General features: G+C 60.2%; 25 protein-coding genes. 3 read left to right on the forward strand and 22 right to left on the reverse strand.

Annotated features, from left to right (window positions below):
* Positions 1-14: 14 nt before the first annotated feature.
* Positions 15-530 (forward strand): 3-hydroxyacyl-[acyl-carrier-protein] dehydratase FabA, encoded by a 516-nt coding sequence (gene fabA, locus ETC27_RS15650; RefSeq protein ID WP_136255908.1) that lies wholly within the window; start codon positions 15-17, stop codon positions 528-530.
* A 13-nt stretch (positions 531-543) separates the two neighbouring features.
* Complete coding sequence (fabB, locus tag ETC27_RS15655; protein ID WP_136255909.1) at positions 544-1,761, forward strand: beta-ketoacyl-ACP synthase I; 1,218 nt, start codon at positions 544-546, stop codon at positions 1,759-1,761.
* Between the two features lie 107 nt (positions 1,762-1,868).
* Here the strand turns inward: fabB and ETC27_RS15660 are convergent, their stop codons facing one another.
* From ETC27_RS15660 to ETC27_RS15675, 4 genes are read right to left on the reverse strand one after another with little or no spacing between them, the layout of a single operon-like run.
* Positions 1,869-2,624: a lysophospholipid acyltransferase family protein gene (locus tag ETC27_RS15660; protein WP_136255910.1), complete on the reverse strand. Its 756-nt coding sequence runs from the start codon at positions 2,622-2,624 to the stop codon at positions 1,869-1,871.
* On the reverse strand, positions 2,621-3,502 hold the full coding sequence (locus ETC27_RS15665) for a sugar nucleotide-binding protein (RefSeq protein WP_136255911.1): 882 nt from the start codon (positions 3,500-3,502) through the stop codon (positions 2,621-2,623). Before ETC27_RS15665 ends, ETC27_RS15660 begins: the two co-directional genes overlap by 4 nt.
* Before the next feature lie 49 nt (positions 3,503-3,551).
* The gene (locus tag ETC27_RS15670) at positions 3,552-4,184 is read right to left on the reverse strand and encodes a single-stranded DNA-binding protein (protein ID WP_136255912.1); all 633 of its coding nucleotides are present in this window, start codon (positions 4,182-4,184) and stop codon (positions 3,552-3,554) included.
* 55 nt (positions 4,185-4,239) lie between these two features.
* Entirely contained in the window at positions 4,240-5,616 is a 1,377-nt protein-coding gene (locus ETC27_RS15675; RefSeq protein WP_136255913.1) for an MFS transporter, read from the reverse strand.
* A 174-nt stretch (positions 5,617-5,790) separates the two neighbouring features.
* Here ETC27_RS15675 and uvrA point away from each other — a divergent pair, with 174 nt between their 5' ends.
* Positions 5,791-8,643 (forward strand): excinuclease ABC subunit UvrA, encoded by a 2,853-nt coding sequence (gene uvrA / locus ETC27_RS15680; RefSeq protein ID WP_136255914.1) that lies wholly within the window; start codon positions 5,791-5,793, stop codon positions 8,641-8,643.
* Between the two features lie 193 nt (positions 8,644-8,836).
* Here uvrA and rplQ read toward each other — a convergent pair whose 3' ends face one another.
* From rplQ to rpsQ, 18 genes are all read right to left on the reverse strand, one after another.
* Positions 8,837-9,220, reverse strand: a complete 384-nt coding sequence (gene rplQ / locus ETC27_RS15685; RefSeq protein ID WP_136255915.1) for a 50S ribosomal protein L17 — start codon at positions 9,218-9,220, stop codon at positions 8,837-8,839.
* 39 nt (positions 9,221-9,259) lie between these two features.
* Positions 9,260-10,258: a DNA-directed RNA polymerase subunit alpha gene (locus ETC27_RS15690; protein ID WP_136255916.1), complete on the reverse strand. Its 999-nt coding sequence runs from the start codon at positions 10,256-10,258 to the stop codon at positions 9,260-9,262.
* A gap of 78 nt (positions 10,259-10,336) precedes the next feature.
* Positions 10,337-10,957, reverse strand: a complete 621-nt coding sequence (rpsD, locus tag ETC27_RS15695; protein WP_136255917.1) for a 30S ribosomal protein S4 — start codon at positions 10,955-10,957, stop codon at positions 10,337-10,339.
* A 12-nt stretch (positions 10,958-10,969) separates the two neighbouring features.
* Positions 10,970-11,356, reverse strand: a complete 387-nt coding sequence (rpsK, locus tag ETC27_RS15700) for a 30S ribosomal protein S11 (RefSeq protein ID WP_011505752.1) — start codon at positions 11,354-11,356, stop codon at positions 10,970-10,972.
* A 39-nt stretch (positions 11,357-11,395) separates the two neighbouring features.
* Positions 11,396-11,752 carry a 30S ribosomal protein S13 gene (gene rpsM / locus ETC27_RS15705; protein WP_092527180.1) on the reverse strand — a complete coding sequence of 119 codons (357 nt, stop codon included), beginning with the start codon at positions 11,750-11,752 and terminating at the stop codon, positions 11,396-11,398.
* Positions 11,753-11,876: 124 nt separating this feature from the next.
* A complete protein-coding gene (gene rpmJ / locus ETC27_RS15710; protein WP_031384759.1) occupies positions 11,877-11,990 on the reverse strand; it encodes a 50S ribosomal protein L36 in 114 nt (37 codons plus the stop codon).
* A gap of 28 nt (positions 11,991-12,018) precedes the next feature.
* Entirely contained in the window at positions 12,019-13,347 is a 1,329-nt protein-coding gene (gene secY, locus ETC27_RS15715) for a preprotein translocase subunit SecY (protein WP_136255918.1), read from the reverse strand.
* The gene (rplO, locus tag ETC27_RS15720; protein ID WP_136255919.1) at positions 13,348-13,782 is read right to left on the reverse strand and encodes a 50S ribosomal protein L15; all 435 of its coding nucleotides are present in this window, start codon (positions 13,780-13,782) and stop codon (positions 13,348-13,350) included.
* A 3-nt stretch (positions 13,783-13,785) separates the two neighbouring features.
* Positions 13,786-13,968: a 50S ribosomal protein L30 gene (rpmD, locus tag ETC27_RS15725; protein WP_092527186.1), complete on the reverse strand. Its 183-nt coding sequence runs from the start codon at positions 13,966-13,968 to the stop codon at positions 13,786-13,788.
* Between the two features lie 6 nt (positions 13,969-13,974).
* Entirely contained in the window at positions 13,975-14,475 is a 501-nt protein-coding gene (rpsE, locus tag ETC27_RS15730) for a 30S ribosomal protein S5 (protein ID WP_136255920.1), read from the reverse strand.
* Between the two features lie 11 nt (positions 14,476-14,486).
* Complete coding sequence (gene rplR, locus ETC27_RS15735; RefSeq protein WP_136255921.1) at positions 14,487-14,837, reverse strand: 50S ribosomal protein L18; 351 nt, start codon at positions 14,835-14,837, stop codon at positions 14,487-14,489.
* A gap of 9 nt (positions 14,838-14,846) precedes the next feature.
* On the reverse strand, positions 14,847-15,377 hold the full coding sequence (gene rplF, locus ETC27_RS15740; protein ID WP_136255922.1) for a 50S ribosomal protein L6: 531 nt from the start codon (positions 15,375-15,377) through the stop codon (positions 14,847-14,849).
* A 9-nt stretch (positions 15,378-15,386) separates the two neighbouring features.
* Positions 15,387-15,779 (reverse strand): 30S ribosomal protein S8, encoded by a 393-nt coding sequence (gene rpsH, locus ETC27_RS15745; RefSeq protein WP_136255923.1) that lies wholly within the window; start codon positions 15,777-15,779, stop codon positions 15,387-15,389.
* Positions 15,780-15,810: 31 nt separating this feature from the next.
* The gene (gene rpsN, locus ETC27_RS15750; RefSeq protein ID WP_136255924.1) at positions 15,811-16,116 is read right to left on the reverse strand and encodes a 30S ribosomal protein S14; all 306 of its coding nucleotides are present in this window, start codon (positions 16,114-16,116) and stop codon (positions 15,811-15,813) included.
* A 10-nt stretch (positions 16,117-16,126) separates the two neighbouring features.
* Positions 16,127-16,666 (reverse strand): 50S ribosomal protein L5, encoded by a 540-nt coding sequence (gene rplE / locus ETC27_RS15755; protein WP_136255925.1) that lies wholly within the window; start codon positions 16,664-16,666, stop codon positions 16,127-16,129.
* Positions 16,667-16,684: 18 nt separating this feature from the next.
* The gene (rplX, locus tag ETC27_RS15760; RefSeq protein ID WP_136255926.1) at positions 16,685-17,002 is read right to left on the reverse strand and encodes a 50S ribosomal protein L24; all 318 of its coding nucleotides are present in this window, start codon (positions 17,000-17,002) and stop codon (positions 16,685-16,687) included.
* Between the two features lie 14 nt (positions 17,003-17,016).
* Positions 17,017-17,388 carry a 50S ribosomal protein L14 gene (gene rplN / locus ETC27_RS15765; protein ID WP_092527211.1) on the reverse strand — a complete coding sequence of 124 codons (372 nt, stop codon included), beginning with the start codon at positions 17,386-17,388 and terminating at the stop codon, positions 17,017-17,019.
* A 50-nt stretch (positions 17,389-17,438) separates the two neighbouring features.
* Positions 17,439-17,699, reverse strand: a complete 261-nt coding sequence (gene rpsQ, locus ETC27_RS15770) for a 30S ribosomal protein S17 (RefSeq protein WP_136255927.1) — start codon at positions 17,697-17,699, stop codon at positions 17,439-17,441.

Here is a 17,699-nt window from a genome sequence, read left to right on the forward strand (position 1 = left end):
CTCGGACTGATTCTGTGATCAAGCAACACTCCTTTAGCCATGATGAGCTGCTGGCATGCAGCCAAGGTGAACTGTTCGGCCCGGGCAATGCCCAGCTGCCGGCACCCAACATGCTGATGCTCGACCGGATCTCCCACATCCATGAGGAAGGGGGTGAATACGGTAAAGGCGAACTGATCGCCGAGCTCGATATCCACCCGGACCTATGGTTCTTCGACTGCCACTTCCCCGGCGACCCGGTCATGCCCGGCTGCCTGGGGCTGGATGCCATGTGGCAGTTGGTCGGTTTCTACCTGGGGTGGCTCGGCCATCCGGGGCGCGGCCGTGCCCTGGGCTGTGGCGAGGTCAAGTTCTCGGGCCAGATTCTTCCCGACGCGAAGAAGGTCACGTACCACATCAACGTCAAGCGCATCATCACTCGGCGTCTGATTCTTGGCATCGCCGATGGCACCGTGACCGTCGACGGACGCGATATCTACCAGGCCAATGACCTGCGGGTCGGCCTATTCACCTCCACCGCGAATTTCTGATCAGGAGGCTCCCATGCGACGAGTGGTAGTCACCGGCCTGGGCATCGTGTCTTGCCTCGGCAACGACCGGCACCAGGTCCTCGATGCGCTCAAGTCAGGGCGCTCAGGCATCCGTTTCAAGGACGACTACGCTGAACGCGGCTTCCGTAGCCAAGTGGCGGGCGTTGTGGACATCGACCTCGACGAATTGGTCGATCGTAAACTTCGCCGCTTCATGGGGGATGCCGCCGCTTACGCCTACGTGAGCATGGCCCAGGCCATCGAAGACTCTGGCCTCAGCCCGGAACAGGTATCGAACGAGCGTACCGGCCTGATCGCCGGCTCCGGTGGCGCATCCAGTGCCAACCAGGTCGAAGCCGCCGATGTCATGCGCGAGAAGGGCCTGCGCCGCGTAGGGCCTTACCGGGTCACCCGCACCATGGGCAGCACCGTCTCGGCGTGCCTGGCGACCCCGTTCAAGATCAAGGGCGTCAACTACTCGATCTCCTCGGCCTGCGCCACCTCGGCTCACTGCATCGGCAGTGCCGTCGAGCAGATCCAACTCGGCAAGCAGGACGTGGTATTTGCCGGTGGCGGCGAAGAGGAACACTGGACGCTGTCCTGCCTCTTCGATGCCATGGGCGCCCTGTCGACCCACTACAACGAGACGCCGGAACAGGCCTCTCGCCCCTATGACAAGGCCCGCGATGGTTTTGTTATCGCGGGCGGTGGCGGAATGCTGGTGCTCGAGGATCTCGAACACGCCAAGGCACGTGGCGCCAAGATCTATGCCGAAGTGGTCGGCTATGGTGCCACCTCGGATGGCTATGACATGGTCGCGCCATCAGGCGATGGCGCGTCACGCTGCATGCGTCAGGCCATGGCGACCGTCGATGGCGACATCGACTACGTCAACACCCACGGCACCTCGACACCGGTGGGTGACGTCGCTGAATTGAAGGCGATCCGTGAGATGTTCGGTGACCAGACGCCGGCGATGAGTTCGACCAAGTCGCTGACCGGCCACTCGCTGGGGGCAACCGGCGTTCAAGAGGCGATCTACTCGCTGATGATGATGGAGCATCGCTTCATCGCCGCCTCGGCCAACATCGAGCAGATGGATGATGAAGCCGCAGGCTTCGACATCGTCACCGAACGACGCGACGACGTCGAGATTAGGCGCGTGCTGTCTAACAGCTTCGGCTTCGGCGGCACCAATGCCTGCCTGGTGCTGGAAAAGTTCAGCGGCTAACGCTCAGGGACTAACGCTTGGCGACTGAGGTCGCCCGGCTTTCCTGCCAACACAAAGAAGGCGCCCCTTGGGGCGCCTTCTTTGTTGATGGGTGCTCGTATACGCCGTCAGCCGCTCACCGTCTCTTTGGCAGGTGCGCTTGCCGGCCGGGCCACCTCGGAGATCTGTGCCAGGCGCCCCTCAATCCAGGCCTCGACATCGGCCATTACCGCTTCTGCCGTGCGGCCCTCTGTCTCGATGGGCGGACCAATCTCGAGGGTCAGACGCCCGGGATTCTTGACCCAGTGCCTGCCCGGCCAACGCTCTCCGGCATTGTGTACCACCGGCAATACCGGCACGCCGGCACGACAGGCGATCACCGAGCCGCTCTTGTTGTAGCGTCGACGCTCGCCTGGCGGCACCCGGGTACCCTCAGGGAAAATCAGCACCGACAACCCCTCGTCGAGGCGCGCCTTACCCTGTGTCAGCACCTGCTTCATGGCGCGTGCCGGCCTGGAGCGATCCAGGGCGATCGGCTTAAGCAATCGCAGCCCCCAGCCGAAGATCGGGAAATTCAACAATTCCTGCTTGAGCACCGTACACACCGGCGGCTTGATCAGCTGCAGATAAATGGTCTCCCACTCGCACTGGTGATTCGAGAGAATTACGCAGGGGCCCTCGGGCACATTCTCATGGCCGCTGAATTCATAGCGGACACCACAGGTAATCCGGAACCAGGCAATCACGACATGGTTGTAAAGATTTAGCAGACGATAGCGCGAGCGCAGCGGCAGCAGTGGCGCCATGGGCAACAGAAAGATCCCGCTCAGAATCATGGTCAGGAAGTAGCCGGCGTAGAAGAGCACACTGCGTAAGGCATTCATGCCGTTTCCCCTTGCTCAGTCGGCCGATAGGCTTGGCACCAGGCATCCAGCATACGTCCCACCTCCAGCCGCCAGGGTTTCTGGTGGACGCCGAACACCCGCAATACACGCCGGCAATTCAGTATTCGGCGCAGCGGTTGCCCATGATGATGGTCCAACGCCTTGAGCTCCCCGAGGACCAAGGACTGCCCAAGCCCCTCAAGACGCGTCAACAGTTGGGTACGCACCATCGAGGCGAAAGCAAAGGCACTGACGGGCTCGGTGCCGGCCAGATGATAGACTCCCCAGCTTTCAGCTCCACAATGAATCTGCTGCAACATGCCGACCAGCGCCATGGCCACCGCATCGGCAGAGGTCGGGCAGAAAACCACATCCTGAGCAGCACTCAGCTCTTCACCGCTGACCAATCGCTCGATCATGGTGCCAAGCCAGGCACCACCGCCTTCCAGAGCGAACATCGGCCCCAGCCGGGCAATAAGGTGGCGTGCCTGACGGTCGCGAATCTGCTGCCCGACAGCCATCAGCTGCCTGAGCCCCTCGTCACGGGGCTCGGGCAGGATATGTTCATCGATGGGACCGTCGAAGCCATCTTCGTAGAGCTGATCCGATACTCCCCACACCAGCGGTATACCGAGCTCCTGGCAGCAGGCCAGACAATGCTCGACTGCCTCGGCATGGGCTGTGACCACTGACGGGTCGACATCCATGGGCTGTACCAGCGGTGGAATCAACACCGCATCCGGCTTGAGCTCGGCGAGCCTTCCGACCTCGACATCCAAACCGGCTTCGATCACCAGTTCGGTATCGGTACGACGACTGGCCTCACGGGCCAGGGCCAGGCTAAGACAATGCCCGGCATCCAGTATCAACAGCTTCACGACGACTCCTTCACGGGCACCGGGTCAGCACAGGGAAAGGCTGGGCGCTTCAGAACGGAATCTCATCATCGAAGTCGTCGAAGCTGCCCGGATTGGGCGCGCCGTAGTTATTGCCCTGCTGAGGCGGCTGCTGAGGCGGTTGCTGCTGCGGGCGCTGGGGCTGGCCACCCTGTTGGCCGCCTTGCTGACCATAATTATTGCCCTGAGGGGGCTGCTGAGGCGCATTACCGTAATTACCCGCTCCACCGCCCTGCTGAGCAGCGCTGCCCTGGTTCATGCCGCCACCATAGTTACCGGCCTGCGGCGCACCCTGGGGATCATTTTGCGGGTAGCCACCCTGACCGCCCCGCGAGTCGAGCATCTGCATATCGTTGCAGACGATCTCGGTAGAGTAACGATCCTGACCGTCCTGACCCTGCCACTTGCGGGTCTGAAGGCGACCCTCAATGTAGATCTTCGAGCCTTTCTTGACGTACTGCTGGGCGATCTCGGCCAGCTTATTGAACAGCACCACCGTGTGCCACTCAGTGCGTTCCTGGCGCTGACCGCTCTGCCGATCGGTCCAGCTGTCGGTGGTGGCGATGCGCAGGTTGGCGACCGGATTACCGGAAGGCAGGAAACGTACGTCTGGGTCTTGGCCCAGATTGCCGATCAAGATGACCTTGTTTACACCACGGGCCATGTTTTGCTCCTTGATTGCGGGCGACCGCCTGGCCGCCCCTATGAATGGTGGCCGCCTAGCGGCCCTGAGCCCCGGCCACACGCGCCAGGGCCTCGCTGTCCAGTTGCTGGCGGTCGACCTTGAGGTAGGCGAGTCGCTCTTCGGGCACTACCAGCACGTCTTCAACGCCTGCCACCTCGGCGAAGCGCTCCATCAGGGTCTCCAGGGCATCGTCATGCGTCCGCTCGCCCAATGCCACCACTTCGCTTGAGAGGTGACGCGGCGTGGGCATGCCGTACAGCACCGTAAGCCATAGCGCGCCTACCAGCGTAGCACCGAAGAAGACCGCGTCCTGCCCCCACTGCTGACTCAGGGCGCCGCCCAGGACGCCACCGAGAAAGGCGCCGAGAAACTGACTGGTGGAATAGACACCCATGGCGGTACCCTTCGCGCCCGCCGGTGCCAACTTGCTGATCATCGAGGGCAAAGTCGCCTCGAGTAGATTGAAGCCCGTGAAGAAGAGCATCAACAGTGCGGCGAGCCCCCACCAACCGGTGTTCATCAGTCCCATGCCCAAAAGGCTAAGCGTCAGCCCGGCCACCGCCAGCACCATCATGCTCTTCATGCGGTGGTGTTTCTCGGCAATGATCACCAGCGGCACCATCGCCACAAAGGCAAGCCCCATGATGCCGAGATAGACCCAGCCATGCTGCTCGGCCGGCACACCCAATGCCGCCAGGCGTACCGGCACCGAAACGAAGATCATCATCAGCAGCAAGTGCAGGGCGAAGATCGAGATATCCAGGCGAATCAGGTCGCCGCGCCCCAGTAGCCCCTTGAGCTGGGAACGGTCCATGCCGACGTCTCGATGGCGCAGACGCCGTGGCGCAGGAGGAACCAGCTTCCACAATACCAGCATCCCGACCAGCGCCAGGGCGGCAGTGAACCAGAAGACTCCGCTGAGGCCGTACTGTGCGGCAAGCAGGGGGCCCAGCACCATAGCCACCGCAAAGGCCACACCGATCGACAGACCGATAGTGGCCATCGCGGCAGTGCGTACCTGCTCGCGGGTCTGGTCGGCAAGCAGCGCCATGATGGCGGCAGCCACCGCACCGCAGCCCTGCAGCCCACGACCAATGATAATGTCGACGATACTATCGGCCTGAGCCGCCACCGCGCTACCGAGGAAGAACAGCAGCAGTCCCGCGGCAATCACCGGCTTACGGCCGAGTCGATCCGACAACAAGCCAAAGGGGATCTGCAGCACGGCCTGAGTGAGTCCGTAAATCCCCAGGGCCACCCCCACCAGGAACGGCGTGGCGCCCACCAGGTCACCCCCATGCAGCGCGAGCACCGGCAGCACCATGAACAGACCCAGCATTCGCGAGGCATATAGCCCCGCCAAGCCACTGATGGCGCGACGCTCTGAGGCGTTCAGCAAACGAGAAACCATGGAGAATAGACATCCCAAACGCATGAAAGGGGCGCAGCGCGCACCTTGGGTAGATCGCGTATTCTACCGGCTTGGCCGTGCCCAGGGAAAGGCAGTGCGCCCTAAAGGCGCCTGGCTTTGGCGCCGCCCTCGACAAGCCCGTATACTCGAGCTTTTGTGCTGCACGAGGTGGCAATGGACAAGATCCTGGTCAGGGGTGCCCGCACCCACAACCTCAAGCAAATCGACGTCGAGCTACCCCGCGATAAGCTAATCGTCGTCACCGGCCTGTCTGGGTCGGGTAAGTCATCGCTTGCCTTCGATACCCTCTACGCCGAGGGGCAGCGCCGTTATGTGGAATCACTATCCACTTACGCGCGCCAGTTCCTGTCGATGATGGAAAAGCCAGACGTCGATCATATCGAGGGACTGTCACCGGCGATCTCCATCGAACAGAAATCCACATCGCATAATCCTCGCTCGACCGTCGGCACCATCACCGAAATCTACGATTATCTGCGTCTGCTGTTCGCCCGCGCCGGCACACCTCGCTGCCCGGAACATGGCGAAGACCTGGAAGCCCAGACCATCTCGCAGATGGTCGATCAGGTCCTTAACCTGCCCGAAGGCAGCAAGCTGATGCTGCTTGCCCCCGTGATCAAGGGCCGCAAGGGCGAGCATCTACAGCTGCTCAGCGAGCTGCGCGCTCAAGGCTTCGTGCGGGCGATGATCGATGGTCAGGTACTCGAGCTTGACGACCTGGCACCGCTTGAAAAGAACAAGAAGCACGACATCAGCGTGGTCGTGGATCGGGTCAAGGTGCGCGAGGACCTGACCCAGCGCCTGGCCGAATCCTTCGAGACCGCCCTGGGCCTCGCCGACGGCGTCGCGGTCGTTCACTTCATGGATGGCGAGCAGGAGGACATCAACTTCTCGGCACGCTTCGCCTGCCCGGTGTGCGGCTATTCGATCGCCGAACTCGAGCCGCGCATGTTTTCCTTCAACAATCCCGCGGGTGCCTGTTCGACCTGTGATGGACTGGGCGTCCAGCAGGTATTCGACCCGGACAAGCTGATCAGTCATCCGGAGCTGTCCCTGGCCGAAGGCGTCATCAAGGGCTGGGATCGCCGTAGCGTCTACTATTTCAGCCAGCTGCAGGCGGTGGCGGCCCATTACCGCTTCGCCCTCGAGACGCCCTGGCAGGATCTGGCCCGCCACGAGCGAGAGGTCATCCTGCACGGCAGCGGCCATGACGAGGTGTCGTTCAGCTATGTCAACGACCGTGGCCGCCAGGTCACCCGCGAGCATCCCTTCGAGGGCGTGCTGCCCAATATGCAGCGTCGCTACCGGGAGACCGAATCAAGCATGGTCCGCGAGGATCTCTCGCGCTATATCGCCGTCCAGCCATGCCCCAGCTGCGATGGCTCGCGACTGCGCAAGGAGTCACGCCATGTCTACATCGACGACCAGACGCTGCCGCAGCTGGTCGGCCTGCCGATCGGCGAGGCGCTCGCCTACTTCGGTGAGCTAAGCCTGCCGGGGCGCAAGGGCGAAATCGCCGCCAAGATCGTCAACGAGATCCACGCGCGCCTGGAATTTCTGGTCAACGTGGGGCTCGACTACCTGAACCTCGAGCGCAGTGCCGAGACCCTGTCCGGCGGCGAGGCTCAGCGCATTCGCCTGGCGAGTCAGATTGGCGCCGGCCTGGTGGGGGTCATGTACATCCTCGACGAACCCTCGATCGGTCTGCACCAGCGGGATAATGACCGCCTGCTCAAGACCCTGGAGCGGCTGCGTGACCTGGGCAATACCGTGATCGTGGTCGAACACGACGAAGACGCGATCATGGCCGCCGATCATGTACTGGATATCGGCCCCGGTGCCGGCGTGCATGGCGGCGAGATCGTCGCCCAGGGCACCCCGCAGCAGATCAAGGACACCCCGACATCGTTGACCGGTCAGTATCTCGCCGGCACGCGTCGTATCGAGGTACCGCCCTGGCGCATCCCCGGCAACCCAGAGAAGCAGCTGACGCTGACCGGCGCGTCCGGCAACAATCTGCGCGATGTCACCCTGACGCTACCGTTGGGCGTGCTGACCTGTGTTACCGGGGTCTCTGGCTCGGGCAAGTCGACGCTAATCAATGGCACTCTGATGCCGATCGCGGCCCGTGATCTCAATAAGGCGACCACTCTGACCCCCGCGGCCCACTCAAGCATCGACGGCCTCGATCAGCTCGACAAGGTCATCGACATCGACCAGAGTCCGATCGGTCGCACGCCGCGCTCCAACCCCGCGACCTACACCGGCATCTTCACGCCGATTCGTGAGCTCTTCTCCGGCACGCAGGAGGCGCGCTCCCGTGGCTACAAACCGGGACGCTTCAGCTTCAACGTCAAGGGCGGTCGCTGCGAGGCCTGTCAGGGCGAGGGCATGATCAAGGTCGAGATGCACTTTCTGCCGGACATCTACGTGCCCTGCGATGTCTGCAAGGGCAAGCGCTACAACCGCGAGACCCTGGAGATCCAGTACAAGGGCAAGAGCATTCACGAAGTTCTCGACATGACGGTCGAGGAAGCCCTTGAGTTCTTCAGCCCGGTGCCGGCCATCGCCCGCCGCCTGCAGACGCTTCTCGATGTAGGCCTGTCCTACATCCGTCTCGGCCAGAGCGCCACCACCCTGTCCGGGGGCGAAGCGCAGCGCATCAAACTGGCCAGAGAACTGGCCAAGCGCGACACCGGCAAGACGCTCTACATTCTCGACGAGCCCACCACCGGCCTGCACTTCGAGGACATTCGGCAACTCCTGACGGTGCTGCACCGTCTCCGCGACCACGGCAACACCATCGTGGTCATCGAGCACAACCTCGACGTGATCAAGACCGCCGACTGGATCATCGATCTTGGCCCCGAAGGCGGCTCTGGCGGAGGCGAGATCATCGCTGAGGGCACCCCTGAACAGGTCGCAACCAATACCCGTTCGCACACCGGGCATTTCCTCAAGCCGCTGCTTGCCAGAGTGGCGCCTGGCGAGACCGTCGAGGGTTAGCCTCTTCTTTCTCTAGGTGTCAAAAAAGCCCTGCCAACCGACGGTTGGCAGGGCTTTTTCATGTCTGGCCTCGTCACGCTGGACAGGCGTCCGCCAGATGAAAGACATCCAGGGGCACCGCACCGGCATAAAAAAACCGACTCCGGAGAGTCGGTTTTCTGTGTCAGATGACCGGAGCGAGGCTGCTAGAGGATCAATCCTCAGCGGCTTCCTCGACGACCGGACGATCGACCAGTTCGACGTAGGCCATGGGGGCGTTATCGCCGGTGCGGTAACCGCACTTGAGGATACGGACGTAACCGCCCGGACGCTCGACGTAACGCGGACCCAGCTCACTGAAGAGCTTGCCGACCGCTTCTTTGGAGCGGGTGCGGCTGAAGGCCAGACGACGGTTGGCGACACTGTCCTGCTTGGACAAGGTGATCAGCGGCTCGACATGACGACGCAGCTCCTTGGCCTTGGGCAGGGTTGTCTTGATCACTTCATGCTCGACCAGGGACACGCACATATTCTTGAACATGGCCTGACGGTGCGAGCTGTTGCGATTTAATTGGCGACCACTCTTACGATGACGCATGGTTGTAATTCCTTACCAAACTGGGACTCGAGGCGACGCTCACGCGGAGGCCTTGTCGTCCTTCAGGCTTGCCGGCGGCCAGTTTTCCAGCCGCATGCCAAGGGACAGACCGCGGGTGGCCAACACATCCTTGATTTCGTTCAAGGACTTCTTGCCGAGATTCGGGGTCTTCAACAGCTCCACTTCGGTGCGCTGAATCAGATCGCCGATGTAATAAATATTCTCGGCCTTGAGGCAGTTGGCACTGCGTACGGTCAACTCGAGATCGTCTACGGGGCGCAGCAGGATGGGATCGATCTGATCCTCTTCCTCTACCACTTCCTGCTCCTTGTCGGCTTCCAGGTCGACGAACGCGGCCAGCTGCTCTTGCAGGATGGTCGCGCTGCGACGGATCGCCTCTTCCGGATCCAGGGTGCCGTCGGTTTCCAGGTCGATGATCAGCTTGTCGAGGTCAGTACGCTGCTCGACACGCGCGGCATCCACGGAGTAGGAAACACGACGCACAGGGCTGAAGGTTGCATCCAGCTGCAGGCGACCGATGGCGCGGGACTCGTCCTCGGCGCCAATGCGGGTATCCGCCGGCTCGTAACCACGACCGCGAGCCACCTTGAGCTGCATCTTCAGCTCGGCGCCCTCGTTCACGTGAGCAATCACGTGGTCGGGATTGACGATCTCGACATCATGGTCGGCGGAAATATCACCGGCCGTGACGACGCTAGGGCCCTGCTTGTTCAGCGTGAGCATTGCTTCGTCGCGGCTATGCATCTTGATCGCCACGTCTTTGAGGTTAAGAAGCATCTCGATGACGTCTTCTTGAACCCCTTCGATCGCACTGTACTCATGGTCGACTCCTGCAATCTCGACTTCCACGACGGCACAGCCGGGCATGGAGGACAACAGGATGCGACGCAGAGCGTTTCCTAGGGTGTGACCGAAACCGCGCTCGAACGGCTCGAGCACGATCTTCGCGTGGTGCGCGCTGATCTCTTCGACCTTGATATCGCGAGGACGGAGAAACTCTGTCACTGAACGCTGCATATGAACACCTTTCAGGCTGCCAAACGGATACTCGGTACTCGACCGGACCACCTTGATGGTCCGGCGCCGCTAAGCGGATTACTTCGAGTACAGCTCGACGATCAGGTTTTCGTTGATGTCGGCAGACAAGTCGCCGCGTTCAGGCAGAGCCTTGAAAGTGCCTTCCATCTTCTTGGAGTCGACGTCGACCCAGGACACATCACCGCGGTTGGCGGCGATGGACAGCGCACTCTGGATGCGCGCCTGGTTCTTGGCCTTCTCGCGAACGCTGACCACGTCACCCGGCTTGACCTTGTAGGAAGCCACGTTGACGGTACGGCCGTTCACGGTGAGGGCCTTGTGACTGACCAGCTGACGCGCTTCAGAGCGAGTCGAGCCGAAGCCCATGCGGTAGACGACGTTGTCCAGTCGGGTTTCGAGAAGCTGCAGCAACACTTCGCCGGTCGCGCCCTTAACACGGGCCGCTTCCTTGTAGTAGTTGCGGAACTGCTTCTCGAGTACGCCGTACATGCGACGTACTTTCTGCTTCTCGCGAAGCTGCAAGCCGTAGTCGGAAAGACGCTGACGGCGCTGGCCGTGTACACCCGGAATCTGCTCGGATTTACACTTTTTCTCGAAGGGAGTCACACCACTCTTCAGGAAGAGATCGGTGCCTTCACGACGAGACAGTTTACACTTCGGTCCAATATAACGAGCCATGAGTCTGTCTCCTTAAACGCGGCGTTTCTTCGGCGGACGGCAGCCGTTGTGGGGAACGGGCGTCGCGTCGGTGATGCTTTGCACGCGGAAACCGGCGGCATTGAGAGCACGCACGGCGGACTCACGACCAGGTCCAGGACCTTTGACCAGCACGTCTACGTTTTTCACACCATACTCGGCTGCAGCAGTTGCTGCACGTTCACTTGCCACTTGAGCAGCGAACGGGGTGCTCTTGCGAGAACCACGAAAACCCGAACCACCGGCTGTCGCCCATGACAGAGCGTTGCCCTGGCGGTCTGTGATCGTCACGATAGTGTTGTTAAAAGAGGCGTGGATATGCGCAACGGCATCCACTACCTGCTTTTTAACCTTTTTGCGATTACTACGCGGGTTAGCCATGTTGATGTTTCTTCCTGTCTTAACGCCAGAACATGCGTATTATTTGCGAATCGGCTTACGCGGGCCCTTACGGGTACGCGCATTGGTCTTGGTACGCTGACCACGCAGCGGAAGACCACGACGATGACGCAGACCACGGTAGCAACCCAGATCCATGAGACGCTTGATATTCAGCGTCGTATCACGGCGAAGGTCGCCTTCTACGGTGTACTTGCCAACCTCAGTACGCAGGCTGTCGACTTCATCTGAAGACAGCTCCTGCACCTTGGCGGTCGGCGCGATACCGGCAGCTGCACAGATATCCACTGCGCGAGTACGGCCGATCCCGAAGATATAGGTCAGCGAGATCGCCGCATGCTTGTTGTCCGGGATATTGACGCCTGCAATACGGGCCATCAGCTTTCTCCGAAATTTGAGCGGCTTGCTCGTTTAATCATCTATAAAAGGCGCAACAGCATACCCCTTTACCCAGCTAAGGGCAAGGGGCATGCCGGCACCCGGTTGAATACAGCCGCCAGGTTTATCCCTGGCGCTGCTTGTGCCGAGGCTCCGTGCAGATGACGCGGACAGCGCCATTGCGACGGATAATCTTGCAGTTACGGCACATCTTCTTAACGGAAGCTCGAACTTTCATCGTTCTCTCCAAAACGCGTACAGCATGCTTAGCGCATGCCGCCGCTACCGTAGCCTTTCAGGTTGGACTTCTTCATCACCGAGTCGTACTGGCTCGACATCAAATGCGACTGCACCTGCGACATGAAATCCATGATGACAACCACCACGATCAGCAACGACGTTCCGCCAAAGAAGAAGGGAACGTTCCACGCCACGATCAGGAATTGGGGCATCAAGGATACAGCAGTGATGTACAGGGCACCAAACAGAGTCAGACGTGTCATGACCTTGTCGACATAGCGAGCGGTCTGCTCACCAGGACGAATGCCCGGCAGGAAGGCCCCTGACTTCTTGAGGTTGTCAGCGACATCCTTGGGGTTGAAGACCAGCGCTGTGTAAAAGAAGCAGAAGAATATCACCGCCGCGCCGAAAAGCAAGATGTACAGCGGCTGTCCCGGCCCGAGAGCCAGTGATGCCGTCTGAAGCCAGTCCATGCCCTCACCGGCGCTAACCCACTGGCCGAGCGAGGCGGGGAACAGCAGAATGCTCGACGCGAAGATCGCCGGGATAACACCCGCCATATTGACCTTCAGCGGCAGATAGCTGCTCTGACCCGCATACATCTTGTTGCCCACCTGGCGGCGTGGATAGTTTACCGTGATGCGGCGTTGGCCGCGTTCGATAAACACCACGAAAGCCACCGTGGCGACGCCGAGGACCGTCAATGCCAGCAAGGGCAGCACGTTCCAGGCACCGTCGTTGCGAGCCAGTTCAAACGACTGACCCACTGCGCCCGGCAGCCCCGCGACGATCCCCGCGAAGATCAGCAGCGAAATGCCGTTGCCGATACCCTTCTCGGTGATCTGCTCACCCAGCCACATCATGAACACTGCACCGGCCACGAACGTTACCACGGCAGTGAAGTAGAAGCTGAAGTCAGCGGTATAGGCGATCCCTTGGCCAGCCAGGCCGACGGACATGCCGACGGCTTGGACGAAAGCCAGGAGCACCGTACCGTAGCGGGTATATTGGCTGATCTTGCGGCGGCCGGCCTCACCTTCTTTCTTCAACTGTTCCAGTCGAGGCGAGACCGCCGACAAGAGCTGCATGATAATCGACGCCGAGATATAGGGCATGATGCCCAGGGCGAAGATGCTCATGCGCTCAAGCGCACCACCCGAGAACATGTTGAACATGCCAAGGATGGTGCCCTGCTGCTCCCTAAACAAGGCAGCAAGCTGGTCAGGATTGATACCGGGCACGGGAATGTGAGCACCGATGCGGTACACCACAATGGCGAGGAGCACAAAGCGCAGACGCGCCCAGAGTTCACTCAGACCGCTGCCCATCGCCGGCATATTTCCTGACTTAGCCATTTAGTCCTCTACCTTGCCGCCAGCGGCTTCGATCGCGGCCCGGGCACCCTTGGTGACCTTGAGACCGCGGACGGTAACCGCTTTGTTCAGTTCGCCAGAGAGGAGCACCTTCGCATAACGCGTGGCGTCCTTGAGCACATTGGCTTGCTTCAGCGTGTCCAGATCGACAACTTCACCGTCGACCTTGGCAAGCTCAGCCAGACGAACTTCTTCGCTGACCAGAGACTTGGCTGATGTGAAACCGAATTTCGGCAGACGACGCTGCAACGGCATCTGACCGCCTTCGAAACCGGGCTTCACTGAGCCGCCTGTGCGTGACTTCTGGCCCTTGTGACCACGGCCACCGGTCTTGCCCAGACCGGAGCCAATGCCACGTCCGACACGCTTTTCGGCGTGCTTGGAACCCGGTGCCGGGCTCAGGCTATTGAGTTTCATGGATTACTCTCCCTCTACACGCACAAGGTAATTTACCTTGTGGATCATGCCGCGCACGGCAGGGGTGTCTTCCAGCTCGACCGTGTGACCGATGCGACGCAGGCCAAGACCATTGATAGTGGCCTTGTGCTTGCCCAACACGCCGATGGTACTGCGGATCTGGGTAACCTTGATCGTTGCTGCCATGGTGTCTTACCCCGTGATCGCTTCGACAGACAGGCCACGCTTGGCGGCGATGTCTTCCGGAGATTGCATGGAAGCGAGACCATTGATGGTCGCGCGAACCACGTTCACCGGATTGGTGGATCCGTAGCACTTAGCCAGTACGTCATGGACGCCAGCCAGTTCGAGCACGGAGCGCATAGCGCCGCCAGCGATGATCCCGGTACCTTCAGAGGCCGGCTGCATGTACACCTTGGAGGCACCGTGACGGGCCTTGACCGGGTACTGCAGCGTGTGACCGCTGAGGCTCACCTTGACCATATTGCGACGCGCCTGGTCCATGGCCTTTTGGATCGCGACCGGCACTTCACGTGCCTTGCCGCGGCCAAAACCGACACGACCACTGCCATCGCCGACGACGGTCAGAGCGGTGAAACCGAAGATACGGCCACCCTTGACCACCTTGGCGACACGGTTGACCTGCACCAACTTCTCTTGCAGATCGCCGCTGTTCTGTTCGTTCTTCGCCATCGTAAAACCCTTTAGAATTCCAGGCCGCCTTCACGAGCGGCGTCGGCCAGGGCCTTGACTCGACCGTGGTACCGGAAACCGGCACGATCGAAGGCAACCTGAGTGATGCCTGCTTCCTTAGCGCGTTCAGCAATCAGCGCGCCAACCTTAGCAGCGGCGTCTGAGTTACCGGTCGCACCCTCACGAAGCGCCTTGTCCAGCGTGGAAGCGCTGGCGAGGACCTTGCCACCATCCGGCGAGATAATCTGCGCGTAGATGTGGCGAGGGGTACGGTTGACGCTCAGGCGATACACGCCCAGCTCGCGCATCTTGGCGCGAGCACGGCGGGCACGACGGAGACGAGATTCTTTCTTCGCGTTCATAACCCTGCCTTACTTCTTCTTGGCTTCTTTACGACGGATCTGCTCGTCACCGTACCGTATACCCTTGCCCTTGTAGGGTTCAGGCGGACGGAAGGCGCGGATTTCCGCGGCGACCTGGCCGAGACGCTGCTTATCGGCGCTTTTCAGCACGATAGTGGTGTTCTTGGGCGTTTCCGCCACGACACCTTCCGGCAGCGCGTATTCGACCGGGTGAGAGAAGCCCAGTGTCAGGTTGAGCGTCTTGCCACTTGCCTGGGCACGATAGCCGACGCCATTGATCTCGAGGGACTTGGTGAAGCCCTCTGTGACACCGGTGACCATGTTCTGGACCAGTGCACGGGTGGTACCAGCCATCGCCCAGCTCTTGGCAGTTTCGCTCGGAGCGAAGGTCAGCTGACCTTCCTCCTGACCGATCACGACCTGGTCGTGAAGAGTCATTGCGAGTTCGCCCTGACCGCCCTTGACGGTCAGTTGATTGCCGTCGATTTTTACATCGACGCCGCTCGGCAATTTAACCGGATATTTGGCTACGCGGGACATTCCAAACTCCTAGAATACGGTGCAGAGGACTTCACCACCAACACCAGCATGACGGGCCGCACGATCTGTCATCACGCCATTCGAGGTGGAAACGATCGCGATACCCAGGCCATCGGCTACCTTCGGCAGCTCAGCCTTGCCTTTGTACGAGCGCAGCGACGGCTTTGACACCCGCTGGATATGCTCGATGACGGCCTTACCCTCGAAGTACTTGAGGTTAACGGCCAGTTCAGGCTTGGTGCCTTCAGCGACGCTGTAGTCGTTGATAAAGCCTTCTTCTTTCAGTACGCGGGCCACCTCAACCTTCAGCTTGGAAGACGGCATGGTAACCGTCTCCTTGGTGGCCATCTGCGCATTACGGATACGAGTGAACATATCCGCCAGCGTATCTTGCATGCTCATTACGTTGCGCTCCTGATAATTCTGCGTGGCGTTACCAGCTGGACTTCTTCAGTCCAGGGACATCGCCACGCATGGCGGCTTCACGCAGCTTGTTACGGCCCAAGCCAAACTTGTTGTAGTAACCGTGCGGACGGCCAGTGATACGGCAGCGATTACGCTGACGCACCGGGCTGGAGTCGCGCGGCAACTGCTGCAGCTTGAGCTGCGCGTCGAAGCGCTCTTCATCGGAAGCGTTGACGTCACTGATGAGGGCCTTGAGCTTTGCGCGCTTGGCCGCATACTTATCGACCAGCTTCGCACGCTTCTGCTCGCGTTCTACCATGCTTTTCTTTGCCATGATCCCACCCTTATTTCTTGAACGGGAAGTTCAGCGCACGCAGTAGCGCACGGCCTTCTTCATCGGTGTTGGCAGACGTGGTGATGGTGACATCCAGACCACGGATCCGGTCGATCTTATCATACTCGATCTCCGGGAAAATGATCTGCTCACGCACCCCCATCGAATAGTTGCCACGGCCGTCGAAGGACTTCGGGTTGAGACCACGAAAGTCACGAACGCGGGGGATCGCGATGTTCACCAGACGATCCAGGAAGTCCCACATGCGCTCGCGGCGCAGTGTGACCTTGATCCCGATCGGCCAACCTTCACGCACCTTGAAGCCCGCGATGGACTTGCGTGCCTTGGTCACCATCGGCTTTTGACCGGAGAGCTTCTCCAGATCGCCGACGGCATTGTCGATCAGCTTTTTGTCGCTGGTCGCTTCGCCGATGCCCATGTTCAGGGTCACTTTAGTGATCCTGGGCACCTGCATCACGTTGGCGTAGCTAAACTGCTCTTTGAGTTGAGCTGCCACCTCGTTTTGATAACGTTCTTTCAAGTTCGCCATTTTGCTACCCGACTCACGTTAGGCGTCGATCTGCGTCTGCGTCGACTTGTAGATACGTACCTTGGTACCGTCTTCTGTCACCTGGAAGCCGACTCGATCCGCTTTGCCGGTCTCCTGATTGAAGATGGCCACGTTGGACGCGTGAATCGGAGCTTCGCGCTCGACGATACCGCCTTGATTGCCTGCCATCGGATTAGGCTTGGTGTGACGCTTGATCATGTTCACACCTGCCACCACGTAGCGATCGTCCTGGAGGACGCGCTTGATGGTGCCACGCTTACCTTTGTCCTTGCCGGCAATGACGATCACTTCATCGTCACGTTTGATTTTTTGCATATCCGCCTCGCTCCTTACAGCACTTCAGGCGCCAAGGAAATGATCTTCATGAACTTTTCGGTACGGAGTTCACGAGTGACCGGCCCAAAAATACGGGTGCCGATCGGCTGCTCGTTGGTGTTGTTCAACAGAACCGCCGCATTTCCATCGAAGCGGATCAGCGAACCGTCATTACGACGGACGCCACTACGAGTCCGAACCACGACCGCCTTCATGACCTGGCCTTTCTTGACCTTGCCACGCGGAATGGCTTCTTTAACTGTTACTTTGATGATATCGCCTACGCGAGCATAGCGACGGTGTGAGCCGCCAAGCACCTTGATGCACTGCACCCGGCGCGCCCCGCTGTTGTCGGCGACATCCAGCATTGACTGCGTCTGAATCATCGGTTTTCTCCAAACCTAATCTGACTGCACTGGTTTCGAGCGCGGGGCATTTAGCCCTTGGCCTGCTCAACCACTTCGACCAGCGTCCAGGACTTCTTCTTAGACAGGGGACGGCATTCCTCAATGGAAACCGTGTCACCTGACTTCGCCTGGTTCTGCGCGTCATGGGCGTGCAGCTTGGTGGAGCGCTTCACGTATTTGCCGTAGATCGGATGCCGCTCGCGGCGCTCAATCATGACGACGATAGATTTGTCCATCTTGTCGCTCACCACTTTACCGGTGAGCGTCCGGACTTTCTGTTCTTCGGACAT

The organism is Onishia niordana, from assembly GCF_004798965.1.
Classification (GTDB): domain Bacteria; phylum Pseudomonadota; class Gammaproteobacteria; order Pseudomonadales; family Halomonadaceae; genus Onishia; species Onishia niordana.